This window comes from Mycobacterium sp. E3298 (assembly GCF_001666895.1).
Lineage (GTDB): Bacteria > Actinomycetota > Actinomycetes > Mycobacteriales > Mycobacteriaceae > Mycobacterium.
This window is the reverse complement of the sequence record NZ_LZJB01000099.1, coordinates 1-17,997: the sequence shown is the minus strand read 5'-3', so window position 1 is coordinate 17,997 and position 17,997 is coordinate 1. Positions and strand designations below refer to the sequence as shown.

Below are 17,997 nucleotides of genomic sequence, written 5' to 3'. Positions count from 1 at the left end.
CTTCACCGGCCCGCAGGTCGGGGAGGACCGCAAATCGCTGACCTTCGCGCTGCGGTTCCGGGCGCCGGACCGCACCCTGACCGAGGACGACGCCAGCGCGGCCCGCGACGCCGCGGTGCGCCGCGCCGCCGAGGCGGTCGGCGCCGAGTTGCGGGCCTGACCCCCTGGTAATGGATTTGCAAAGCATTGCATAACCATGCAGAATCGGCGGAATGGCCGACGTATTGAGGGTGGCGGTTGCCGGGGCCAGCGGCTATGCGGGCGGTGAGATCCTGCGGCTGCTGCTGGGGCATCCGGCCTACGCCGACGGACGCCTCGTCATCGGGTCGCTGACCGCCGCGACCAGCGCGGGCAGCCCGCTGGGCGAGCACCACCCGCATCTCACGCCGCTGGCGCAGCGGGTGGTCGAGCCCACCGAACCCGCGGTGCTCGCCGGCCACCACGTGGTGTTCCTGGCCCTGCCGCACGGGCACTCGGCCGCGCTGGCCGAACAGCTCGGCCCCGACACCGTGATCATCGACTGCGGCGCCGACTTCCGGCTCACCGACGCCGCCGCCTGGGAGCGGTTCTATGGGTCCCCGCACGCCGGCAGCTGGCCCTACGGGCTGCCGGAGCTGCCGGGCGCGCGGGACCGCCTGCGCGGCGCCCGCCGCATCGCGGTGCCGGGCTGCTACCCGACCGCGGCGCTGCTGGCGCTGCTCCCCGCGGTCGCCGAGGACCTGATCGAGCCCGCCGTCACCGTCGTCGCCGTCAGCGGCACCTCGGGTGCGGGCCGGGCCGCCAAGACCGACCTGCTGGGCTCCGAGGTCATCGGGTCCGCCCGCGCCTACAACATCGCGGGGGCGCATAGGCACACCCCCGAGATCGCCCAGGGCCTGCGGGCGGTCAGCGACCGCGACGTCACCGTGTCGTTCACCCCGGTGCTGATCCCGACGTCGCGCGGCATCCTGGCCACCTGCACCGCGCGCACCCGCGCGCCGCTGTCGCAGCTGCGCGCCGCCTACGAAAAGGCGTACGACGCGGAGCCTTTCGTCTACCTGCTGCCCGAGGGCCAGCTGCCCCGCACCGGCTCGGTGATCGGCAGCAACGCGGCGCACATCGCCGTCGCGGTGGACGAGGCCGCCGAGACGTTCGTGGCCATCGCCGCCATCGACAACCTGGTCAAGGGCACCGGCGGCGCGGCCGTGCAGGCGATGAACTTGGCGCTGGGTTGGCCGGAGGCGCAAGGCCTTTCGGTGGTCGGGGTCGCGCCGTGACCCACACAGCCGAGGCGCGCTTGGTGCGCGAACAGGGCGTCACCGCGCCGGCCGGGTTCCGGGCCGCGGGGATCGCCGCCGGCATCAAGGCGTCGGGCAACCGCGACCTGGCCCTGGTCTTCAACGAGGGACCCGACTACGCGGCCGCCGGCGTGTTCACCCGCAACAAGGTCAAGGCCGCGCCGGTGCTGTGGACCCAGCAGGCGCTGACCACCGGCGCCTTGCGCGCGGTGATCCTCAACTCCGGCGGCGCCAACGCCTGCACCGGCCCGGGCGGCTTCCAGGACACCCATGCCACCGCCGAGGCGGTCGCGGCCGCATTGTCGGACTGGGGAACCGAGACCGGGGCCATCGAGGTCGCGGTGTGCTCCACCGGGCTGATCGGTGACCGGTTGCCGATGGACAAGGTGCTGGCCGGGGTCCGGGCGATCGTGCAGGACATGGCCGGCGGGCTGAGCGGCGGCGACGAGGCCGCGCGCGCGATCATGACCACCGACACCGTGCCGAAACAGGTTGCGCTGCACCACGCCGGCAACTGGACCGTCGGCGGGATGGCCAAGGGCGCCGGCATGCTGGCGCCGTCGCTGGCCACCATGCTCTGCGTGCTCACCACCGACGCGGCCGTCGAGCCGGCCGCGCTCGACCGGGCGCTGCGCCGGGCCACCGCGCGCACCTTCGACCGGCTGGACATCGACGGCAGCTGTTCGACCAACGACACCGTGCTGCTGCTGGCGTCCGGGGCCAGCGAAATCGCCCCGACCCAGGCCGATCTGGACGACGCCGTGCTGCGCGTGTGCGACGACCTGTGCGCGCAGCTGCAGGCCGACGCCGAGGGCGTCACCAAACGCGTCACCGTGACCGTGACCGGGGCCGCCGCCGAGGACGACGCGCTGACCGCCGCGCGGGTGATCGCCCGCGACAGCCTGGTCAAGACCGCGGTCTTCGGGTCCGACCCCAACTGGGGCCGGGTGCTGGCCGCCGTCGGCATGGCGCCGGTGACGCTGGATCCGGATCGAATCACCGTGTTGTTCAATGGATTTGCCGTGTGCGTCGACGGGGTCGGGGCGCCGGGCGCGCGCGAGGTGGACCTGTCCGGCGCCGACATCGACATCACCGTCGACCTGGGGGTGGGCGACGGCACCGCCGCCGTCCGCACCACCGACCTCTCGCACGCCTACGTCGAAGAGAACTCGGCCTACAGCTCATGACGGTCAACACTCACGAGTTGTCCACCGCCGTCAAGGCCCAGGTGCTGGCCGAGGCGCTGCCCTGGCTCAAGCAGCTGTACGGCAAGGTCGTCGTCATCAAGTACGGCGGCAACGCCATGACCGACGACACGCTGCGGCACGCGTTCGCCGCCGACATGGCCTTCCTGCGCAACTGCGGCATCCTGCCCGTCGTCGTGCACGGCGGCGGCCCGCAGATCACCGCCATGCTGCGCCGCCTCGGGATCGAAGGCGACTTCAAGGGCGGATTCCGGGTCACCACACCGGAAGTGCTCGACGTGGCGCGGATGGTGCTGTTCGGCCAGGTGGGCCGCGAACTGGTCAACCTGATCAACGCGCACGGGCCGTACGCCGTCGGCATCACCGGGGAGGACGCGCAGCTGTTCACCGCCGTGCGGCGCAGCGTCACCGTGGACGGAGTGGCCACCGACATCGGGCTGGTGGGCGACGTCGAGCGGGTCAACACCGCCGCGGTGCTGGATCTGATTACGGCGGGCCGCATTCCGGTGGTGTCGACGCTGGCCCCGGACGCCGAGGGTGTGGTGCACAACATCAACGCCGACACCGCGGCGGCGGCCCTCGCGGAGGCCCTGCGCGCCGAAAAGCTGTTGATGCTCACCGACGTCGAGGGCCTCTACACCAGCTGGCCCGATCGCGGTTCGTTGGTCAGCGAGATCGACACGGCCACACTCTCGCAACTGCTCCCCACGCTGGAGGCGGGCATGATCCCCAAGGTCGAGGCGTGCCTGCGGGCCGTCACGGCGGGCGTGCCGAGCGCGCACGTCATCGACGGGCGGGTCGAACACTGTGTGCTGGTGGAGCTTTTCACGGACGCGGGCACCGGCACCAAGGTCGTGAGCGCGTGACTTCGCCGGCGACGATGCGGAACGCAGTGACGGGGAGGAGCGGCGTATTACTGAAGGGGATGTGATGCAGCAGCGCTGGGAAGCCGTGATGATGAACAACTACGGCACCCCGCCGCTGGCATTGGCCAGCGGTGACGGCGCCGTTGTCACCGACGTGGACGGCAACACCTACCTGGATCTGCTCGGGGGCATCGCCGTCAACGTCCTGGGCCATCGCCACCCCGCGGTCATCGACGCCGTCACACACCAGATGGCGACGCTCGGCCACACCTCCAACCTCTACGCGAGCGAACCGGGCGTCGCGCTGGCCGAGGAGCTGGTGAACCTGCTGGGCGCCTCCGACGAAACCGGGGCGCCGACGCGGGTGTTCTTCTGCAATTCGGGGACCGAGGCCAACGAGGTGGCGTTCAAGCTGTCGCGGCTGACCGGACGCACGAAACTGGTTGCGGCGCAAGGCGGTTTCCACGGCCGCACCATGGGCTCGCTGGCGCTGACCGGTCAGCCGAGCAAGCAGGCGCCGTTCGAGCCACTGCCGGGATACGTCACGCACGTGCCCTACGGGGACGCCGACGCGCTGGCCGCCGCGGTCGACGACGCCACCGCCGCGGTCTTCCTCGAGCCGATCATGGGGGAGGGCGGCGTCGTCGTCCCGCCCGAGGGTTACCTGACCGCCGCCCGCGACATCACCTCGCGGCATGGCGCGCTGCTGGTGCTCGACGAGGTGCAGACCGGAATGGGCCGCACCGGAGCCTTTTTCGCCCACCAGCACGAAGGCATCACACCCGACGTCGTCACCATGGCCAAGGGGCTCGGCGGCGGCCTGCCGATCGGCGCCTGCCTGGCCGTCGGGCCGGCCGCCGAGCTGATGACCCCCGGCCTGCACGGCAGCACCTTCGGCGGCAATCCGATCTGCGCGGCTGCGGCGCGGGCGGTGCTGCGGGTGATCGCGGACGAGGACCTGACCCGGCACGCCGAGGTGCTGGGCAAGTCGGTACGGCACGGCATCGAATCGCTGAATCACCCGCTGGTCGACCACGTCCGCGGCCGTGGGTTGCTGCAGGGCATCGTGCTGACCGCGTCGCGGGCCAAGGAGGCCGAAAGCGCCGCGCGCGCGGCCGGATTCCTGGTCAACGCCGCCGCGCCCGACGTCATCCGGCTGGCGCCGCCCCTGATCGTCACCGAATCCCAGCTCGACGGCTTCGTCGCGGCCCTGCCGGGCATCCTGGACAGGGCCGCGGCATGACGCCGCGCCATTTCCTGCGCGACGACGACCTGTCCCCCCAGGAGCAGGCCGAGGTGCTGCAGCTGGCCGCCGAACTCAAGAAGGACCCGTTCGGCTGGCGCCCGCTGGAGGGGCCGCGCGGCGTCGCGGTGCTCTTCGACAAGAACTCCACCCGCACCCGGTTCTCCTTCGAAGTGGGCATCGCCCAGCTCGGCGGGCACGCCGTCGTCGTCGACGCCCGCAGCACCCAGCTGGGCCGCGACGAGACGCTGGGCGACACCGCGCGGGTGCTGTCCCGCTACGTCGACGCGATCGTGTGGCGGACCTTCGAACAGGGCCGGCTCGAGGCCATGGCCGAGGCGGCGACGGTGCCGGTGGTCAACGCGCTCTCCGACGACTTCCATCCCTGCCAGGTGCTCGCCGACCTGCAGACCATCACCGAACACAAGGGATCGCTCGCGGGACTGCGGATGTCCTACCTCGGCGACGGCGCCAACAACATGGCCCACTCGCTGCTGCTGGGCGGGGTGACCGCAGGCGTGCACGTCACGATCGCCGCGCCGGACGGTTTCGCCCCCGCCCCGGCCTTCGTCGCGGCCGCGACCCAACGCGCCGAATCCACCGGCGCCTCGGTCACCCTCACCGCCGACGCCGACGCGGCCGCGCGCGGCGCCGACATCCTGGTGACCGACACCTGGACGTCGATGGGGCAGGAGGGCGACGGGCTCGACCGCCTCACACCGTTTCGGCCGTTCCAGATCAACGAGCGGCTGCTGGACCTCGCCGACCCGGAAGCCATTGTGCTGCATTGCCTTCCGGCCCACCGCGGTGACGAGATCACCGACGCAGTGATGGACGGGCCGGCCAGCGTGGTGTGGGACGAGGCCGAGAACCGGCTGCACGCCCAGAAGGCGCTGCTGGTGTGGCTGCTGGAGCGGGCGCAATGACCCGCTCGAAGGCCACCGCCGAAATCACCCGGGCCGGGCGGCAGGACCGCATCGTCGCGATCCTGTCGTCGGCGTCGATCAGCAGCCAGAGCGAGCTGGCGGCCCGGCTGGCCGACGAGGGCATCGAGGTCACCCAGGCCACGCTGTCGCGCGACCTCGAGGAGCTGGGCGCGGTGAAGCTGCGCGGCGCCGACGGCGGCGTCGGGGTCTACATCGTTCCCGAGGACGGCAGCCCGGTGCGCGGGGTGTCCGGCGGCACCGCGCGGCTGTCCCGGCTGCTGAGCGAGCTGCTGGTGTCGGCCGACGCCAGCGCCAACCTTGCGGTGCTGCGCACCCCGCCGGGCGGCGCCAACTATTTGGCCAGCGCGATCGACCGCGCGGCGCTACCGTACGTCGTCGGCACCATCGCCGGTGACGACACCGTCTTCGTGGCCGCCCGAGAGCCGATGACCGGCGCCGAGCTGGCCCGCACCCTGGAAGAGCTCACCTAAAAACTAAGGAGATTGGTTCATGTCAGATCGCGTCATCCTGGCGTATTCCGGCGGGCTGGACACGTCGGTCGCGATCAGCTGGATCGGCAAGGAGACCGGCCGCGAGGTGGTGGCCGTGGCGATCGACCTCGGCCAGGGCGGCGAGGACATGGAGGTCGTCCGCCAGCGCGCCCTGGACTGCGGCGCGGTGGAGGCCGTCGTCGTCGACGCCCGGGACGAGTTCGCCGAGGGCTACTGCCTGCCCACCATCCTGAGCAACGCGCTCTACATGGACCGCTACCCGCTGGTGTCGGCCATCAGCCGGCCGCTGATCGCCAAGCACCTGGTGGCGGCCGCCCGCGAGCACGGCGGCACCACCGTCGCGCACGGCTGCACCGGCAAGGGCAACGACCAGGTCCGGTTCGAGGTCGGATTCGCTTCGCTGGCACCGGATTTGGAGGTGCTGGCGCCCGTCCGCGACTACGCGTGGACCCGGGAGAAGGCGATCGCGTTCGCCGAGGAGAACGCCATCCCGATCAACGTGACCAAGCGCTCGCCGTTTTCCATCGACCAGAACGTGTGGGGCCGCGCCGTGGAAACCGGCTTCCTGGAACACCTTTGGAACGCGCCCACCAAGGACATCTACGCCTACACCGAAGATCCCACGATCAACTGGAACACGCCCGACGAGGTGATCGTCGGGTTCGAGCGCGGGGTCCCGGTGTCCATCGACGGCAAACCGGTGTCGGTGCTGGCCGCCATCGAGGAGCTCAACCGCCGCGCCGGCTGCCAGGGGGTGGGTCGGCTCGACGTGGTCGAGGACCGGCTCGTGGGCATCAAGAGCCGCGAGATCTACGAGGCTCCCGGCGCGATGGTGCTGATCACCGCGCACACCGAGCTCGAGCACGTCACGCTGGAACGCGAACTGGGCCGGTTCAAGCGGCACACCGACCAGCGCTGGGCCGAGCTGGTCTACGACGGACTTTGGTACTCGCCACTGAAGACCGCGCTGGAAGCCTTCGTCGAAAAGACCCAGGAGCACGTCACGGGCGAGATCCGAATGGTGTTGCACGGCGGGCACATCGCCGTCAACGGCCGGCGCAGCGCGCAGTCGCTCTACGACTTCAACCTGGCCACCTACGACGAGGGCGACTCCTTCGACCAGTCGGCCGCCAAGGGCTTCGTCTACGTGCACGGGCTGTCGTCGAAGATCGCGTCCCGGCGGGACCTGGCGGCCGACGAAGCGTGAGCACGCGCGAGGGCTCGCTGTGGGGCGGCCGGTTCGCCGACGGCCCGTCGGACGCGCTGGCCGCCCTGAGCAAGTCCACTCACTTCGACTGGGTGCTGGCCCCCTACGACATCGTCGCCTCGCGCGCCCACACCGTGATCCTGTTCCACGCCGGGCTGCTCACCGAAGAGCAGCGCGACGGGCTGCTGGCCGGGTTGGACTGCCTGGCCGAGGACGTGGCCGACGGCAGCTTCACCCCGCTGGTGACCGACGAGGACGTGCACGCCGCGCTGGAGCGCGGGCTGATCGACCGCGTCGGCCCCGACCTGGGCGGCCGGCTGCGGGCCGGGCGGTCGCGCAACGACCAGGTGGCCACGCTGTTCCGGATGTGGCTGCGCGACGCGGTGCGCCGGGTCGCCGACGCGGCGCTGGAGGTGGTGGCCGCGCTCGCCGCCCAGGCCGCCGCGCACCCGACGGCGATCATGCCGGGCAAGACGCACCTGCAGTCCGCCCAGCCGGTCCTGCTGGCCCACCACCTGCTCGCCCACGCGCACCCGCTGCTGCGCGACGTCGACCGCATCGTGGACTTCGACAAGCGGGCCGCGGTGTCCCCGTACGGCTCCGGGGCGCTGGCCGGCTCGTCGCTGGGGTTGGACCCGGACGCGATCGCCGCCAAGCTGGGTTTTGCGGAGGCCGCGGACAACTCCATCGACGCGACCGCGGCCCGGGATTTCGCCGCCGAGGCCGCGTTCGTGTTCGCGATGATCGCGGTGGACCTGTCGCGGCTGGCCGAGGACATCATCCTGTGGAGCTCGACGGAGTTCGGCTACGTCCGGCTGCACGATTCGTGGTCCACCGGCAGCTCGATCATGCCGCAGAAGAAGAACCCCGACATCGCCGAGCTGGCCCGCGGGAAGTCCGGGCGACTGATCGGCAACCTGGCCGGGCTGCTGGCGACGCTGAAGGCGCAGCCGCTGGCCTACAACCGTGACCTGCAGGAGGACAAGGAGCCGGTCTTCGACTCGGTGGCCCAGCTGGAGCTGGTGCTGCCGGCGATGGCGGGCCTGGTGGCCAGCCTGACGTTCGACGTCGAGCGGATGGCGGCGCTGGCCCCGGCCGGGTACACGCTGGCCACCGACATCGCCGAATGGCTGGTGCGCCGGGGCGTGCCGTTCCGGTCCGCACACGAGGCCGCCGGGGCCGCCGTGCGCGCGGCCGAGGGGCGCGCCGTCGGGCTCGACGAGCTCACCGACGACGAATTGGCCGCCATCAGCCCCGAGCTGACGCCCGAGGTGCGCGAGGTGTTGACGATCGAGGGCTCGGTGTCCTCGCGCGACCGGCGGGGTGGGACCGCCCCCGCCCGGGTCGCCGAGCAGCTCGAAGCCGTCCTGGCCGAGTGTGAGCAGCTCAGAGCGCGGCTCGGCGGCGGGGCATGAGATGACGCCGATTTACGCGCCGGTAAATTTGAACCGGACTAGAATTCCCGCTCAAGCGATGCGGCTGAACCTGTCGGGCCAGAACTTCGTCACCAAGGGGTGGGACCAATGAGCGTCGTTGCCGGCGTATTCGGTGCCTTGCCGCCGTATCGCTACTCCCAGCGCGAGCTCACGGACTTCTTCGTCAGCATCCCCGAATTCGAGGGCTACGAGGACATCGTCCGGCAGTTGCACGCCAGCGCCAAGGTCAACAGCCGCCACCTGGTGCTGCCGCTGGAGCGCTATCCCGCGCTGACCGACTTCGGCCAGGCGAACCGCATCTTCATCGAAAACGCCGTCGACCTCGGCTGCGAGGCCCTCTCGGGCGCCCTCGACGAGGCCGGCATGCGGCCGCAGGACCTGGACGTGTTGATCACGACGACGGTCACCGGCCTCGCGGTGCCGTCCCTGGACGCCCGGATCGCCGGGCGGCTGGGCCTGCGCGACGACGTGCGCCGCGTGCCGCTGTTCGGCCTCGGTTGTGTGGCCGGCGCCGCGGGCGTGGCCCGGCTGCACGACTACCTGCGCGGGGCGCCCGACGCCGCCGCGGCCCTGATCTCGGTCGAGCTCTGCTCCCTGACCTATCCGGGATACAAGCCGTCGCTGCCCGGCCTGGTCGGCAGCGCGCTGTTCGCCGACGGGGCGGGCGCGGTGGTCGCCGTCGGCGAGCGTCGCGCGGAAAAGGTGGCCGCGGGCGGGCCCAGCATCCTGGACTCGCGCAGCACGCTCTACCCCGATTCGCTGCGCACCATGGGCTACGACGTCGGCGCGGCCGGGTTCGAGCTGGTCCTGGCCAAGGACCTGGCCGAGGTGGTCGAGGAGCACATCGAGCAGGACGTCACCGGCTTCCTCGGCGCCCACGGGCTGACGACGACCGACATCGGCGCCTGGGTCAGCCATCCCGGCGGCCCGAAGATCATCGACGCCATCAACGCGAGCCTGAGCCTTCCGCCCGACGCGCTTGAACTGACCTGGCGCTCGCTGGGTGAGATCGGCAATCTTTCGTCGGCCTCGGTGCTGCACGTGCTGCGGGACACGCTGGCCAAGCCGCCGCCCAGCGGGAGCCCCGGCCTGATGATCGCGATGGGTCCGGGATTCTGCTCCGAACTCGTGTTGCTGCGCTGGCACTGAACTAAGGCGTTGCTTCCTGTGCCCCCCACACCTTCAGTGCTGTCATGACCGCCGACCCCGAGGAGCTCGTTAAGGCCCTCCGCGCCTCGCTCAAGGAAAACGAGCGGCTGAAGCGCGAGGCCCGCGAATACCTCGCCGCGGCAACCGAACCCGTGGCGGTGGTGGGGATGGGTTGCCGGTACCCGGGTGGGGTGGATTCGCCGGAGGCCCTGTGGCGGATGGTGGCCGAGGGCCGCGATGTGGTCTCGGACTTCCCGGCCGACCGCGGCTGGAACCTGGTTGGCCTGTTCGATCCCGACCCCGACGCGGTGGGCAAGTCCTATGCCCGCTGCGGCGGCTTCCTGGCCGACGTGGCCGACTTCGACGCCGCGTTCTTCGGCATCGCGCCCAGCGAGGCGCTCGCGATGGACCCGCAGCAACGGCTGTTGCTGGAGGTGTCCTGGGAGGCGTTGGAGCGGGCCGGGATTGACCCCGTCACCCTGCGCGGTTCGGCCACCGGCGTGTTCGCCGGCATCTTCCACGGCTCGTACGGCGGCCAGGGCAGGGTGCCGGGCCACCTGGAGCGCTACGGGCTGCGCGGTTCGACGCTGAGCGTGGCATCGGGCCGGGTGGCCTACGAACTGGGCCTGGAGGGCCCGGCCATTTCCGTCGACACGGCCTGCTCGTCGTCGTTGGTGGCCATGCACCTGGCGGCGCGATCGCTGCGGGCCGGCGAATGCGACCTGGCGCTGGCCGGCGGCGTGACGGTGATGGCCACCCCGGCGATGTTCATCGAGTTCAGCCGGCAGCGTGCGCTGGCCGCCGACGGGCGGTGCAAGGCGTACGCGGGCGCCGCCGACGGCACCGGTTTCTCCGAAGGCGTCGGCGTGCTGGTGCTGGAACGGTTGTCCGACGCGCAGCGGTCGGGGCATACCGTGCTGGCGCTGCTGCGCGGATCCGCGGTCAACCAGGACGGCGCCTCGAACGGGCTGGCGACGCCGAACGGGCCGTCGCAGCAACGGGTGATCCGCGCCGCGCTGGCCGACGCGCGCCTGCGGGCGGCGGACGTGGACCTGGTGGAGGGACACGGGACGGGCACCACCCTCGGGGATCCGATCGAGGCGCAGGCGGTCTTGGCGACGTACGGGCAGGACCGGTCCGAGCCGCTGTGGCTGGGGTCGATCAAGTCCAACATGGGTCACACGTCGGCGGCGGCCGGCGCCGGCGGGGTGATCAAGATGGTGCAGGCGATCCGCCACGGGGTGATGCCCAAGACGTTGCACGTGGATGTGCCTACGCCGCACGTGGATTGGTCGGCGGGGGCGGTGTCGCTGCTGACCGAGGCGCGGGACTGGCCGGCGCGGGACCGGCCGCGCCGCGCGGGGGTGTCGTCCTTCGGGATCAGCGGCACCAACGCCCACGTCATCATCGAGCAGCCGCCGCCCGAAAGCCCCGCGCCGGCGGGTGATGACGCCCCCGCGCCGTGGGTGCTGTCGGCCCGATCGGCCGACGCGCTGGCCAACCAGGCGTCCCGGCTGCTGGCCCGGGTGAACGACGACCCGGGTCTGCGGGTGGTCGACGTGGCGTGGTCGTTGGTGTCGACGCGGTCGCGTTTCGAGCACCGCGCGGTGCTGGTGGGTGCCGACCGCGAGCGTCTGGCCGCGGGGCTGGCCGAGGTGGCGGCCGGCAAACCGGGTGCGGGCGCGGCGGTGGGCCGGGCGCAGCCGGTCGGCAAGACGGTGTTCGTGTTCCCGGGGCAGGGGTCGCAGTGGGCCGGCATGGGAGCCGAATTGCTGGACAGCTCGGCCGTTTTCGCCGAACACCTGCAGCGTTGCGAGAAGGCGCTCGCCGAACACGTCGACTGGTCGCTGGTCGACGTGATCCGCGGTGCGCCCGGCGCGCCGGGCTTGGACCGGGTGGACGTGGTGCAGCCGGCGCTGTGGGCGGTGATGGTGTCGCTGGCCGAGTTGTGGCGCTCGGTGGGCGTCGTCCCCGACGCGGTGATCGGTCACTCCCAGGGCGAGATCGCGGCGGCGTATGTGGCCGGCGCCCTCTCGCTGGAGGACGCGGCCCGGGTGGTGGCGCTGCGCAGCCGGCTGCTGGTGGAATTGTCCGGTGCGGGCGGCATGGTGTCGCTGGCATGCGGGCTGGGCCGGGCCGAGGAATTGATCGCCGGATGGGGGGAGCGGTTGAATGTCGCTGCCGTCAACGGGGTTTCGGCGGTGGTGGTGTCCGGTGAGGTGGGCGCCCTCGACGAGTTGATGGTCCGTTGTGAGGCCGACGGCGTGCGCGCCCGCCGCATCGACGTGGACTACGCCTCCCACTCCCGGCACGTGGACGCGATTCGTCCGGCGCTGGCCGAGGCGCTGGCCGGCATCGCGCCGCGATCGTCCTCGATCGCGTTGTTCTCCACCGTGACCGGCGAACTGCTCGACACCGCCGCCCTGGACGCCGACTACTGGTACCGCAGCATCCGGCAGACCGTCCAGTTCGAACGCGCCGTGCGCAACGCGTGCGGCGCCGGGTACGGGGTCTTCGTCGAATCCAGCCCACACCCGGTGCTGCTGGCCGCCGTCGAGGACACCGTGACCGACTGCGGCGCCGGCGCTTTGGTAGTCCCGTCGCTGGGGCGCGACGACGGTTCGCTGCAACGGTTCTGGCTCTCGGCGGGCCAGGCCCACGTGGCGGGCGTGCCCGTGGACTGGCGCGCCGCGATCGCCGGTTTGGGCGGCCGTCGCGTCGACCTGCCCACGTACGGCTTTGCGCGGCAGCGCTTCTGGCTGCCGGGCGGCTCCACCGGTTCGGGCGACGTGGCCACCCTGGGCCTGGCCGGCGCCCGGCACGCGCTGGTCGGCGCGGTGGTGCAGCGGCCCGACTCCGGCGGGGTGGTGCTGACCGGCCGGCTGTCGACGGCTGCTCAGCCGTGGCTGGCCGACCACGCGGTCGGCGGCACCGTGTTGTTCCCCGGCGCGGCGTTCGTGGAGCTGGCCATCCGCGCCGGCGACGAGGTCGGATGCGGGGCGATCGAGGAGCTGACGTTGTCGGCCCCGTTGGTGCTGCCGGCGACCGACGGCGTGCAGGTGCAGGTGGTGGTCGGCGCGCCCGCCGCGTTGGGGGAGCGCGAACTGTCGGTGTATTCGGCGGGCGCGCAATCGGAGTGGGTGCTGCACGCGCACGGCTCGGTGCGCCCGGCGGCGGTCGCGCCGTCCGCCGACCTGTCGGTGTGGCCGCCGGCGGGGGCGACGCCGGTGGACGTGGCCGACGGCTACGCGCGGCTCGCGGATCGCGGCTACGAGTACGGCCGGTCCTTCCGTGGGCTGCACGCGATCTGGCGGCGGGGGGACGAGATCTTCGCCGACGTCGCCGTGCCGGACGAGGCAGGCGGTCAGGACGGCGGCTTCGGGATACATCCGGTGTTGCTGGACGCGGCGCTGCACGCGATGGGCGTCGCCGCCGAACAAGGGCAAACCGTGTTGCCGTTCTCCTGGCAGGGGGTGTCGCTGCACGCGGGCGGCGCCTCGCGGGCGCGGGTCCGGATAGCGCCGTCCGGCACCGGGGCGGTGTCGGTCGAATTGGCCGACGGGTCCGGGCTGCCGGTGTTGTCGGTGCGATCGCTGGCGATGCGCCCGGTCTCGGCCGGGCAGCTGGCCGCGGCCGCCGCGCCCGCCGAGGGGCTCTTCGAGGTGGCCTGGTCGCCGATACCGTTGAGCGACAAGGGCTCCGACGCCACGCTGTGGGAGCCGGGCGCGCACGGCGCCCACGCGGTCCGGTCCGTGCACGCGGCCACCACAGAGGCGCTCGGCGTGCTGCAGTCGTGGTTGGCCGATCCGGAGTCCGGGACGCTGGCGGTGCAGACCCGCGGGGCGGTCGCGCTCGCCGGTGAGGACGTGGCGGACCTGGCCGGTGCGGCGGTGTGGGGGCTGGTCCGCTCGGCGCAGGCCGAGCAGCCGGGCCGGGTGGTGCTGATCGACTCCGACGGCTCGTTGGACGCCCGCGCCGTGATCGGTTGCGGCGAGCCGCAATTGGTGGTCCGCGCGGGCGTGGCCTACGCGGCCCGGATGCGGCAGGCCCGCGGCGGATCGGTGTTGCGGCTGCCGCCCGGTGACTGGCGGCTGGACGCGGGCGGCGGGGGCACGCTGGAGGACCTGGTGGTGGCCCCGAGCCCGCGGGTGGAACTGGAGGCCGGGCAGGTTCGCGTGGCCGTGGCCGCGGTGGGCGTGAACTTCCGGGATGTGTTGGTGGCCTTGGGCATGTACCCGGGCGGCGGACGGTTGGGGGCCGAGGGCGCCGGCGTGGTCGTCGAGGTCGGTCCGGGCGTCGAGGGCCTGGCGGTCGGCGATGCGGTGATGGGGCTGCTTGGCGTGGTCGGTTCCGAGGCGGTGGTGGACCGGCGATTGGTCACGCCGGTGCCGCAGGGCTGGTCGCTGGTCACGGCCGCGGGTGTCCCGGTGGTGTTTCTCACCGCGCTCTACGGGTTATCGGTGCTGGCCGGCCTGCGGGCCGGCGAGCGGGTGCTGGTGCACGCCGCCACCGGTGGGGTTGGCATGGCCGCGGTCCAGCTGGCGCGGCACTGGGGCGCGGAGGTGTTCGCGACCGCGAGCCGCGGTAAGTGGGACACCCTGCGCGCCATGGGGTTCGACGACGACCACATCGGCGATTCGCGGACGCTGGACTTCGCGGAGAAGTTCTCGGCGGCCACCGGCGGGGCCGGGGTCGACGTGGTGCTCAACTCGCTGGCCGGTGAGTTCACCGACGCGTCGCTGCGGCTCTTGGCCCCCGGCGGGCGGTTCATCGAGATGGGCAAGACCGACGTCCGCGACCCGCGCGTCGTCGCCGGGGAGCATCGAGGCGCGCGGTACCAGGCCTTCGACCTGCTGGAGGCCGGGCCCGACCGCACCGCGGCGATGCTGGCCCAGATCGTGGAGCTGATGCGCGATGGCGCCGTGACACCGTTGCCGCTCAAGACCTTCGACGTCCGCTGCGCTTCGGCGGCGTACCGGTTCGTCAGCCAGGCCCGGCACATCGGCAAGGTCGCGCTGACCATCCCGTCCGGGCCCGGCGCCGTGCTCAGCGGCTGTGGCGGGCTGGCCGGCGGCAGCGTGGTGATCACCGGCGGCACCGGCATGGCCGGTTCGGCGCTGGCCCGCCACCTCGTCGACCGCTACCGCGTCGGCCACGTGATGCTGGCCAGCCGGGCCGGCGCGGGGGCCGCGGGAGTCGCGGAGCTGGTGGACGAGTTGCGGGAGGCGGGCGCCGAGGTGTCGGTGGTCGCCTGCGACGTCGCGGACCGAGACGCCGTCGCGGCGATGCTGGCCCAGGTTCCGGCGCGGTATCCGCTGCGCGGTGTGGTGCACGCGGCCGGCGTCCTCGACGACGGGCTGATCGCCTCGCTGACCCCGGACCGGGTGGACGCGGTGCTGCGGGCCAAGGTCGACGGGGCCTGGCACCTGCACGAGCTGACCCGGGACCTGGATCTGTCGGCGTTCGTGGTGTTCTCGTCGATGGCCGGCATCGTCGGCACCCCGGGCCAAGCCAACTACGCGGCGGCCAACAGCTTCCTCGACGGCCTGTGCACCCACCGGCGGGCGCACGGGCTCGCGGGCCTGTCGCTGGCCTGGGGCCTGTGGGAGCAGGCGTCGGCGATGACGGCGCACCTCGGCGAGCGCGACAAGGCCCGGATGAGCCGGCTCGGCATCGCGCCACTGTCCACCCAGCAGGCGCTGGAATCCTTCGACGCCGGCATGCTGCTCGAGGCCCCGGTGCTGATGGCCGCCCGCCTGGATCGGATCGCCCTGTCCGACAACGCCGCCGCGCTGCCGCCGCTGCTGAGCGAGCTGGCCACCCGCACCACCCGCCGCGTCGTCGACGACGCCGACGCGACCGCCCTGCTGACCGGTCTCGCCGCGCGCCTGCACGGCCTGACCCCCGAGGCCCGCCACCGCGAGCTGGTCGACCTGGTCCGCGCGAACGCGGCGACCGTGCTGGGCCTGCCCAACCCCGCCGACATCGACCCGGGCCGCGCCTTCGGCGACCTCGGCTTCGATTCGCTCACCGCGGTCGAACTGCGCAACCGGCTGAAAACGGCTACCGGCCTTACCCTTTCGCCCACGCTGATCTTCGACTACCCCACGCCGGCCGCGCTGGCCGGGCACCTCGACGGCCACCTGTCCGCCGACCCGGTTGACGACCAGCCCGACCTGATGGCCCGCTTCACCGACATCACCCGCGAATTGCAGGCGTTGCTCGGCCGGACCGACTGGGACCCATCCGACAGGGCGGCGCTGCGGGCCCGCCTGCAGACTCTGCTCGCGGCCGTGGGCCCCGCCGATCACCTCGACCCCGAGGGCCTCGACGCCGACCTCGACGCCGCCAGCGAAAGCCAACTCTTTGCCATCCTCGATGAAGAACTCGGCCGCTGAGACCGCGATGCCGGATACCACGCAGCACGTCGACTACCTGAAACGCCTGACGGCGGATCTCCGTCGGGCGCGGCGACGCGTCGCGGAGCTGGAAGGCAAGCTTTCCGAACCGATCGCGGTGGTGGGCATGGCGTGCCGGTACGCCGGCGGGGTCGATTCGCCGGAGGCGCTGTGGGAGCTGGTGAACGACGGCCGCGACACGGTGTCGGACTTCCCGGCGGATCGCGGCTGGGATGTCGAGGGGCTCTACGACCCGGATCCCGACGCGGCCGGGAAGATGTACACCCGCCAGGGCAGCTTCCTGCGCGACGCCGCGGCCTTCGACGCGGGCTTCTTCGGGGTGGGCCCCAGCGAGGCCCTGGCGATGGATCCCCAGCAGCGGTTGATGCTGGAGATCTCCTGGGAGGCGTTGGAGCGGGCGGGGATTGACCCGCTGGCCTTGCGCGGCTCGGCGACCGGCGTGTTCGCCGGGGTCATCCACGCCGGCTACGGCGGCGAGGTGAAGGGAGAGCTGGAGGGCTACGGGCTGACCGGTTCGACCCTGAGCGTGACCTCGGGGCGGGTGTCGTACGTGCTGGGGCTGGAAGGCCCCGCGGTGTCGATCGACACGGCGTGTTCGTCCTCGCTGGTGGCCATGCATTTGGCGGCACAGTCGCTGCGCTCGGGGGAGTGTGACCTGGCGCTCGCCGGAGGCGTGACGGTGATGGCCACCCCGGCCGCGTTCGTGGAATTCAGCCGGCAACGGGCGCTGGCCCCCGACGGCCGGTGCAAGGTTTACGCCGGCGCCGCGGACGGCACGTCGTGGTCGGAGGGCGCGGGCGTCCTGGTGCTGGAGCGCCTCGCCGACGCGCGACGGCTGGGGCATCCGGTGGTCGCGGTGCTGCGCGGTTCGGCGGTCAACCAGGACGGCGCCTCCAACGGGCTGACCGCACCGAACGGGCCGTCCCAGCAGCGGGTGATCCGGGCGGCCCTGGCCGACGCCGGGCTGACCGGTGCGGACGTCGACGTGGTCGAAGGCCACGGCACCGGAACGGTTCTGGGCGATCCGATCGAGGCCCAGGCCCTGCTGGCGACCTACGGGCAGGACCGGCCGGCGGACCGGCCGCTGTGGCTGGGATCGATCAAGTCCAACATCGGTCACACGTCGGCCGCCGCGGGGGTGGCCGGCGTGATCAAGATGATCCAGGCGATGCGGCATGGGGTGGCGCCCAAGACGCTGCACGTGGATGTGCCGTCGCCGCACGTGGACTGGTCCTCGGGCGCGGTGTCGGTGCTGACCGAACCCCGGTCTTGGCCGGCGCGCGACGGACAGCGCCGCGCGGGGGTGTCGTCGTTCGGGATCAGCGGGACGAACGCCCACGTAATCGTCGAGCAGCCGCCCGCCGAGCCGGAACCCGTTGCAGCTCAACATGATCAACCGGACGCGGTGCTGCCATGGGTGGTGTCGGCCCGGTCCGCCGAGGCGTTGGCCGCGCAGGCCGGGCGGCTCTTGGCATACCTGGACGCCGAGCCCGCTCTGCGCGCCGTGGACGTGGGCTGGTCGCTGGCCACCACCCGGGCGGCCCTGGAGCACCGCGCCGTGCTGGTGGGCGGCGACCGGGACGCCCTGATGGCGGGGCTGGCCGGGGTGGCGTCCGGGGCGCCCGGCCCGGGCGCGGCGGTCGGGCGAACCCGCCCGGTCGGTAAGCGCGTGTTCGTGTTCCCCGGCCAGGGCTCCCAGCGGCTCGGGATGGGACGGGAGCTGTACCAACGCTTTCCGGCCTTCGCCCAGGCCTTCG

General features: G+C 72.5%; 12 protein-coding genes. All 12 read left to right on the top strand.

The window, feature by feature from the left end:
• A partial coding sequence (locus A9X05_RS29360) for a hypothetical protein (protein ID WP_156736456.1) occupies positions 1-160 on the top strand: 160 nt, incomplete at its 5' end.
• 52 nt (positions 161-212) lie between these two features.
• Positions 213-1,256: an N-acetyl-gamma-glutamyl-phosphate reductase gene (argC, locus tag A9X05_RS04505; RefSeq protein ID WP_067754874.1), complete on the top strand. Its 1,044-nt coding sequence runs from the start codon at positions 213-215 to the stop codon at positions 1,254-1,256.
• Positions 1,253-2,464 (top strand): bifunctional glutamate N-acetyltransferase/amino-acid acetyltransferase ArgJ, encoded by a 1,212-nt coding sequence (gene argJ, locus A9X05_RS04500; RefSeq protein WP_067779524.1) that lies wholly within the window; start codon positions 1,253-1,255, stop codon positions 2,462-2,464. Before argC ends, argJ begins: the two co-directional genes overlap by 4 nt.
• Positions 2,461-3,348, top strand: coding sequence for an acetylglutamate kinase (argB, locus tag A9X05_RS04495; protein ID WP_067754887.1), 888 nt, complete (start codon positions 2,461-2,463; stop codon positions 3,346-3,348). Before argJ ends, argB begins: the two co-directional genes overlap by 4 nt.
• A gap of 46 nt (positions 3,349-3,394) precedes the next feature.
• Positions 3,395-4,591 (top strand): acetylornithine transaminase, encoded by a 1,197-nt coding sequence (locus tag A9X05_RS04490; RefSeq protein WP_067779521.1) that lies wholly within the window; start codon positions 3,395-3,397, stop codon positions 4,589-4,591.
• A complete protein-coding gene (gene argF, locus A9X05_RS04485; protein WP_067779518.1) occupies positions 4,588-5,517 on the top strand; it encodes an ornithine carbamoyltransferase in 930 nt (309 codons plus the stop codon). Before A9X05_RS04490 ends, argF begins: the two co-directional genes overlap by 4 nt.
• Positions 5,514-6,008, top strand: coding sequence for an arginine repressor (locus A9X05_RS04480; protein WP_067754896.1), 495 nt, complete (start codon positions 5,514-5,516; stop codon positions 6,006-6,008). The genes argF and A9X05_RS04480 overlap by 4 nt, the downstream gene beginning before the upstream one ends.
• Positions 6,009-6,027: 19 nt before the next feature.
• On the top strand, positions 6,028-7,236 hold the full coding sequence (locus A9X05_RS04475) for an argininosuccinate synthase (protein WP_067754900.1): 1,209 nt from the start codon (positions 6,028-6,030) through the stop codon (positions 7,234-7,236).
• On the top strand, positions 7,233-8,651 hold the full coding sequence (argH, locus tag A9X05_RS04470) for an argininosuccinate lyase (protein WP_067779515.1): 1,419 nt from the start codon (positions 7,233-7,235) through the stop codon (positions 8,649-8,651). Before A9X05_RS04475 ends, argH begins: the two co-directional genes overlap by 4 nt.
• Before the next feature lie 108 nt (positions 8,652-8,759).
• On the top strand, positions 8,760-9,821 hold the full coding sequence (locus A9X05_RS04465; RefSeq protein WP_067754907.1) for a type III polyketide synthase: 1,062 nt from the start codon (positions 8,760-8,762) through the stop codon (positions 9,819-9,821).
• Positions 9,822-9,865: 44 nt separating this feature from the next.
• The gene (locus tag A9X05_RS04460) at positions 9,866-16,219 is read left to right on the top strand and encodes a type I polyketide synthase (protein WP_067779513.1); all 6,354 of its coding nucleotides are present in this window, start codon (positions 9,866-9,868) and stop codon (positions 16,217-16,219) included.
• Between the two features lie 7 nt (positions 16,220-16,226).
• Positions 16,227-17,997 (top strand): type I polyketide synthase (locus A9X05_RS04455; protein WP_197498925.1); only part of this gene is annotated, 1,771 nt, incomplete at its 3' end.

What these genes read in the sequence shown, in the direction of transcription:
- A9X05_RS04480 (WP_067754896.1), top strand. Translation starts at nt 5,514, where the DNA reads ATGACCCGCTCGAAGGCCACCGCCGAAATCACCCGGGCCGGGCGGCAG.
- A9X05_RS04465 (WP_067754907.1), top strand. Translation starts at nt 8,760, where the DNA reads ATGAGCGTCGTTGCCGGCGTATTCGGTGCCTTGCCGCCGTATCGCTAC.
- A9X05_RS04475 (WP_067754900.1), top strand. Translation starts at nt 6,028, where the DNA reads ATGTCAGATCGCGTCATCCTGGCGTATTCCGGCGGGCTGGACACGTCG.
- argB (WP_067754887.1), top strand. Translation starts at nt 2,461, where the DNA reads ATGACGGTCAACACTCACGAGTTGTCCACCGCCGTCAAGGCCCAGGTG.
- argC (WP_067754874.1), top strand. Translation starts at nt 213, where the DNA reads ATGGCCGACGTATTGAGGGTGGCGGTTGCCGGGGCCAGCGGCTATGCG.
- argF (WP_067779518.1), top strand. Translation starts at nt 4,588, where the DNA reads ATGACGCCGCGCCATTTCCTGCGCGACGACGACCTGTCCCCCCAGGAG.
- A9X05_RS04460 (WP_067779513.1), top strand. Translation starts at nt 9,866, where the DNA reads ATGACCGCCGACCCCGAGGAGCTCGTTAAGGCCCTCCGCGCCTCGCTC.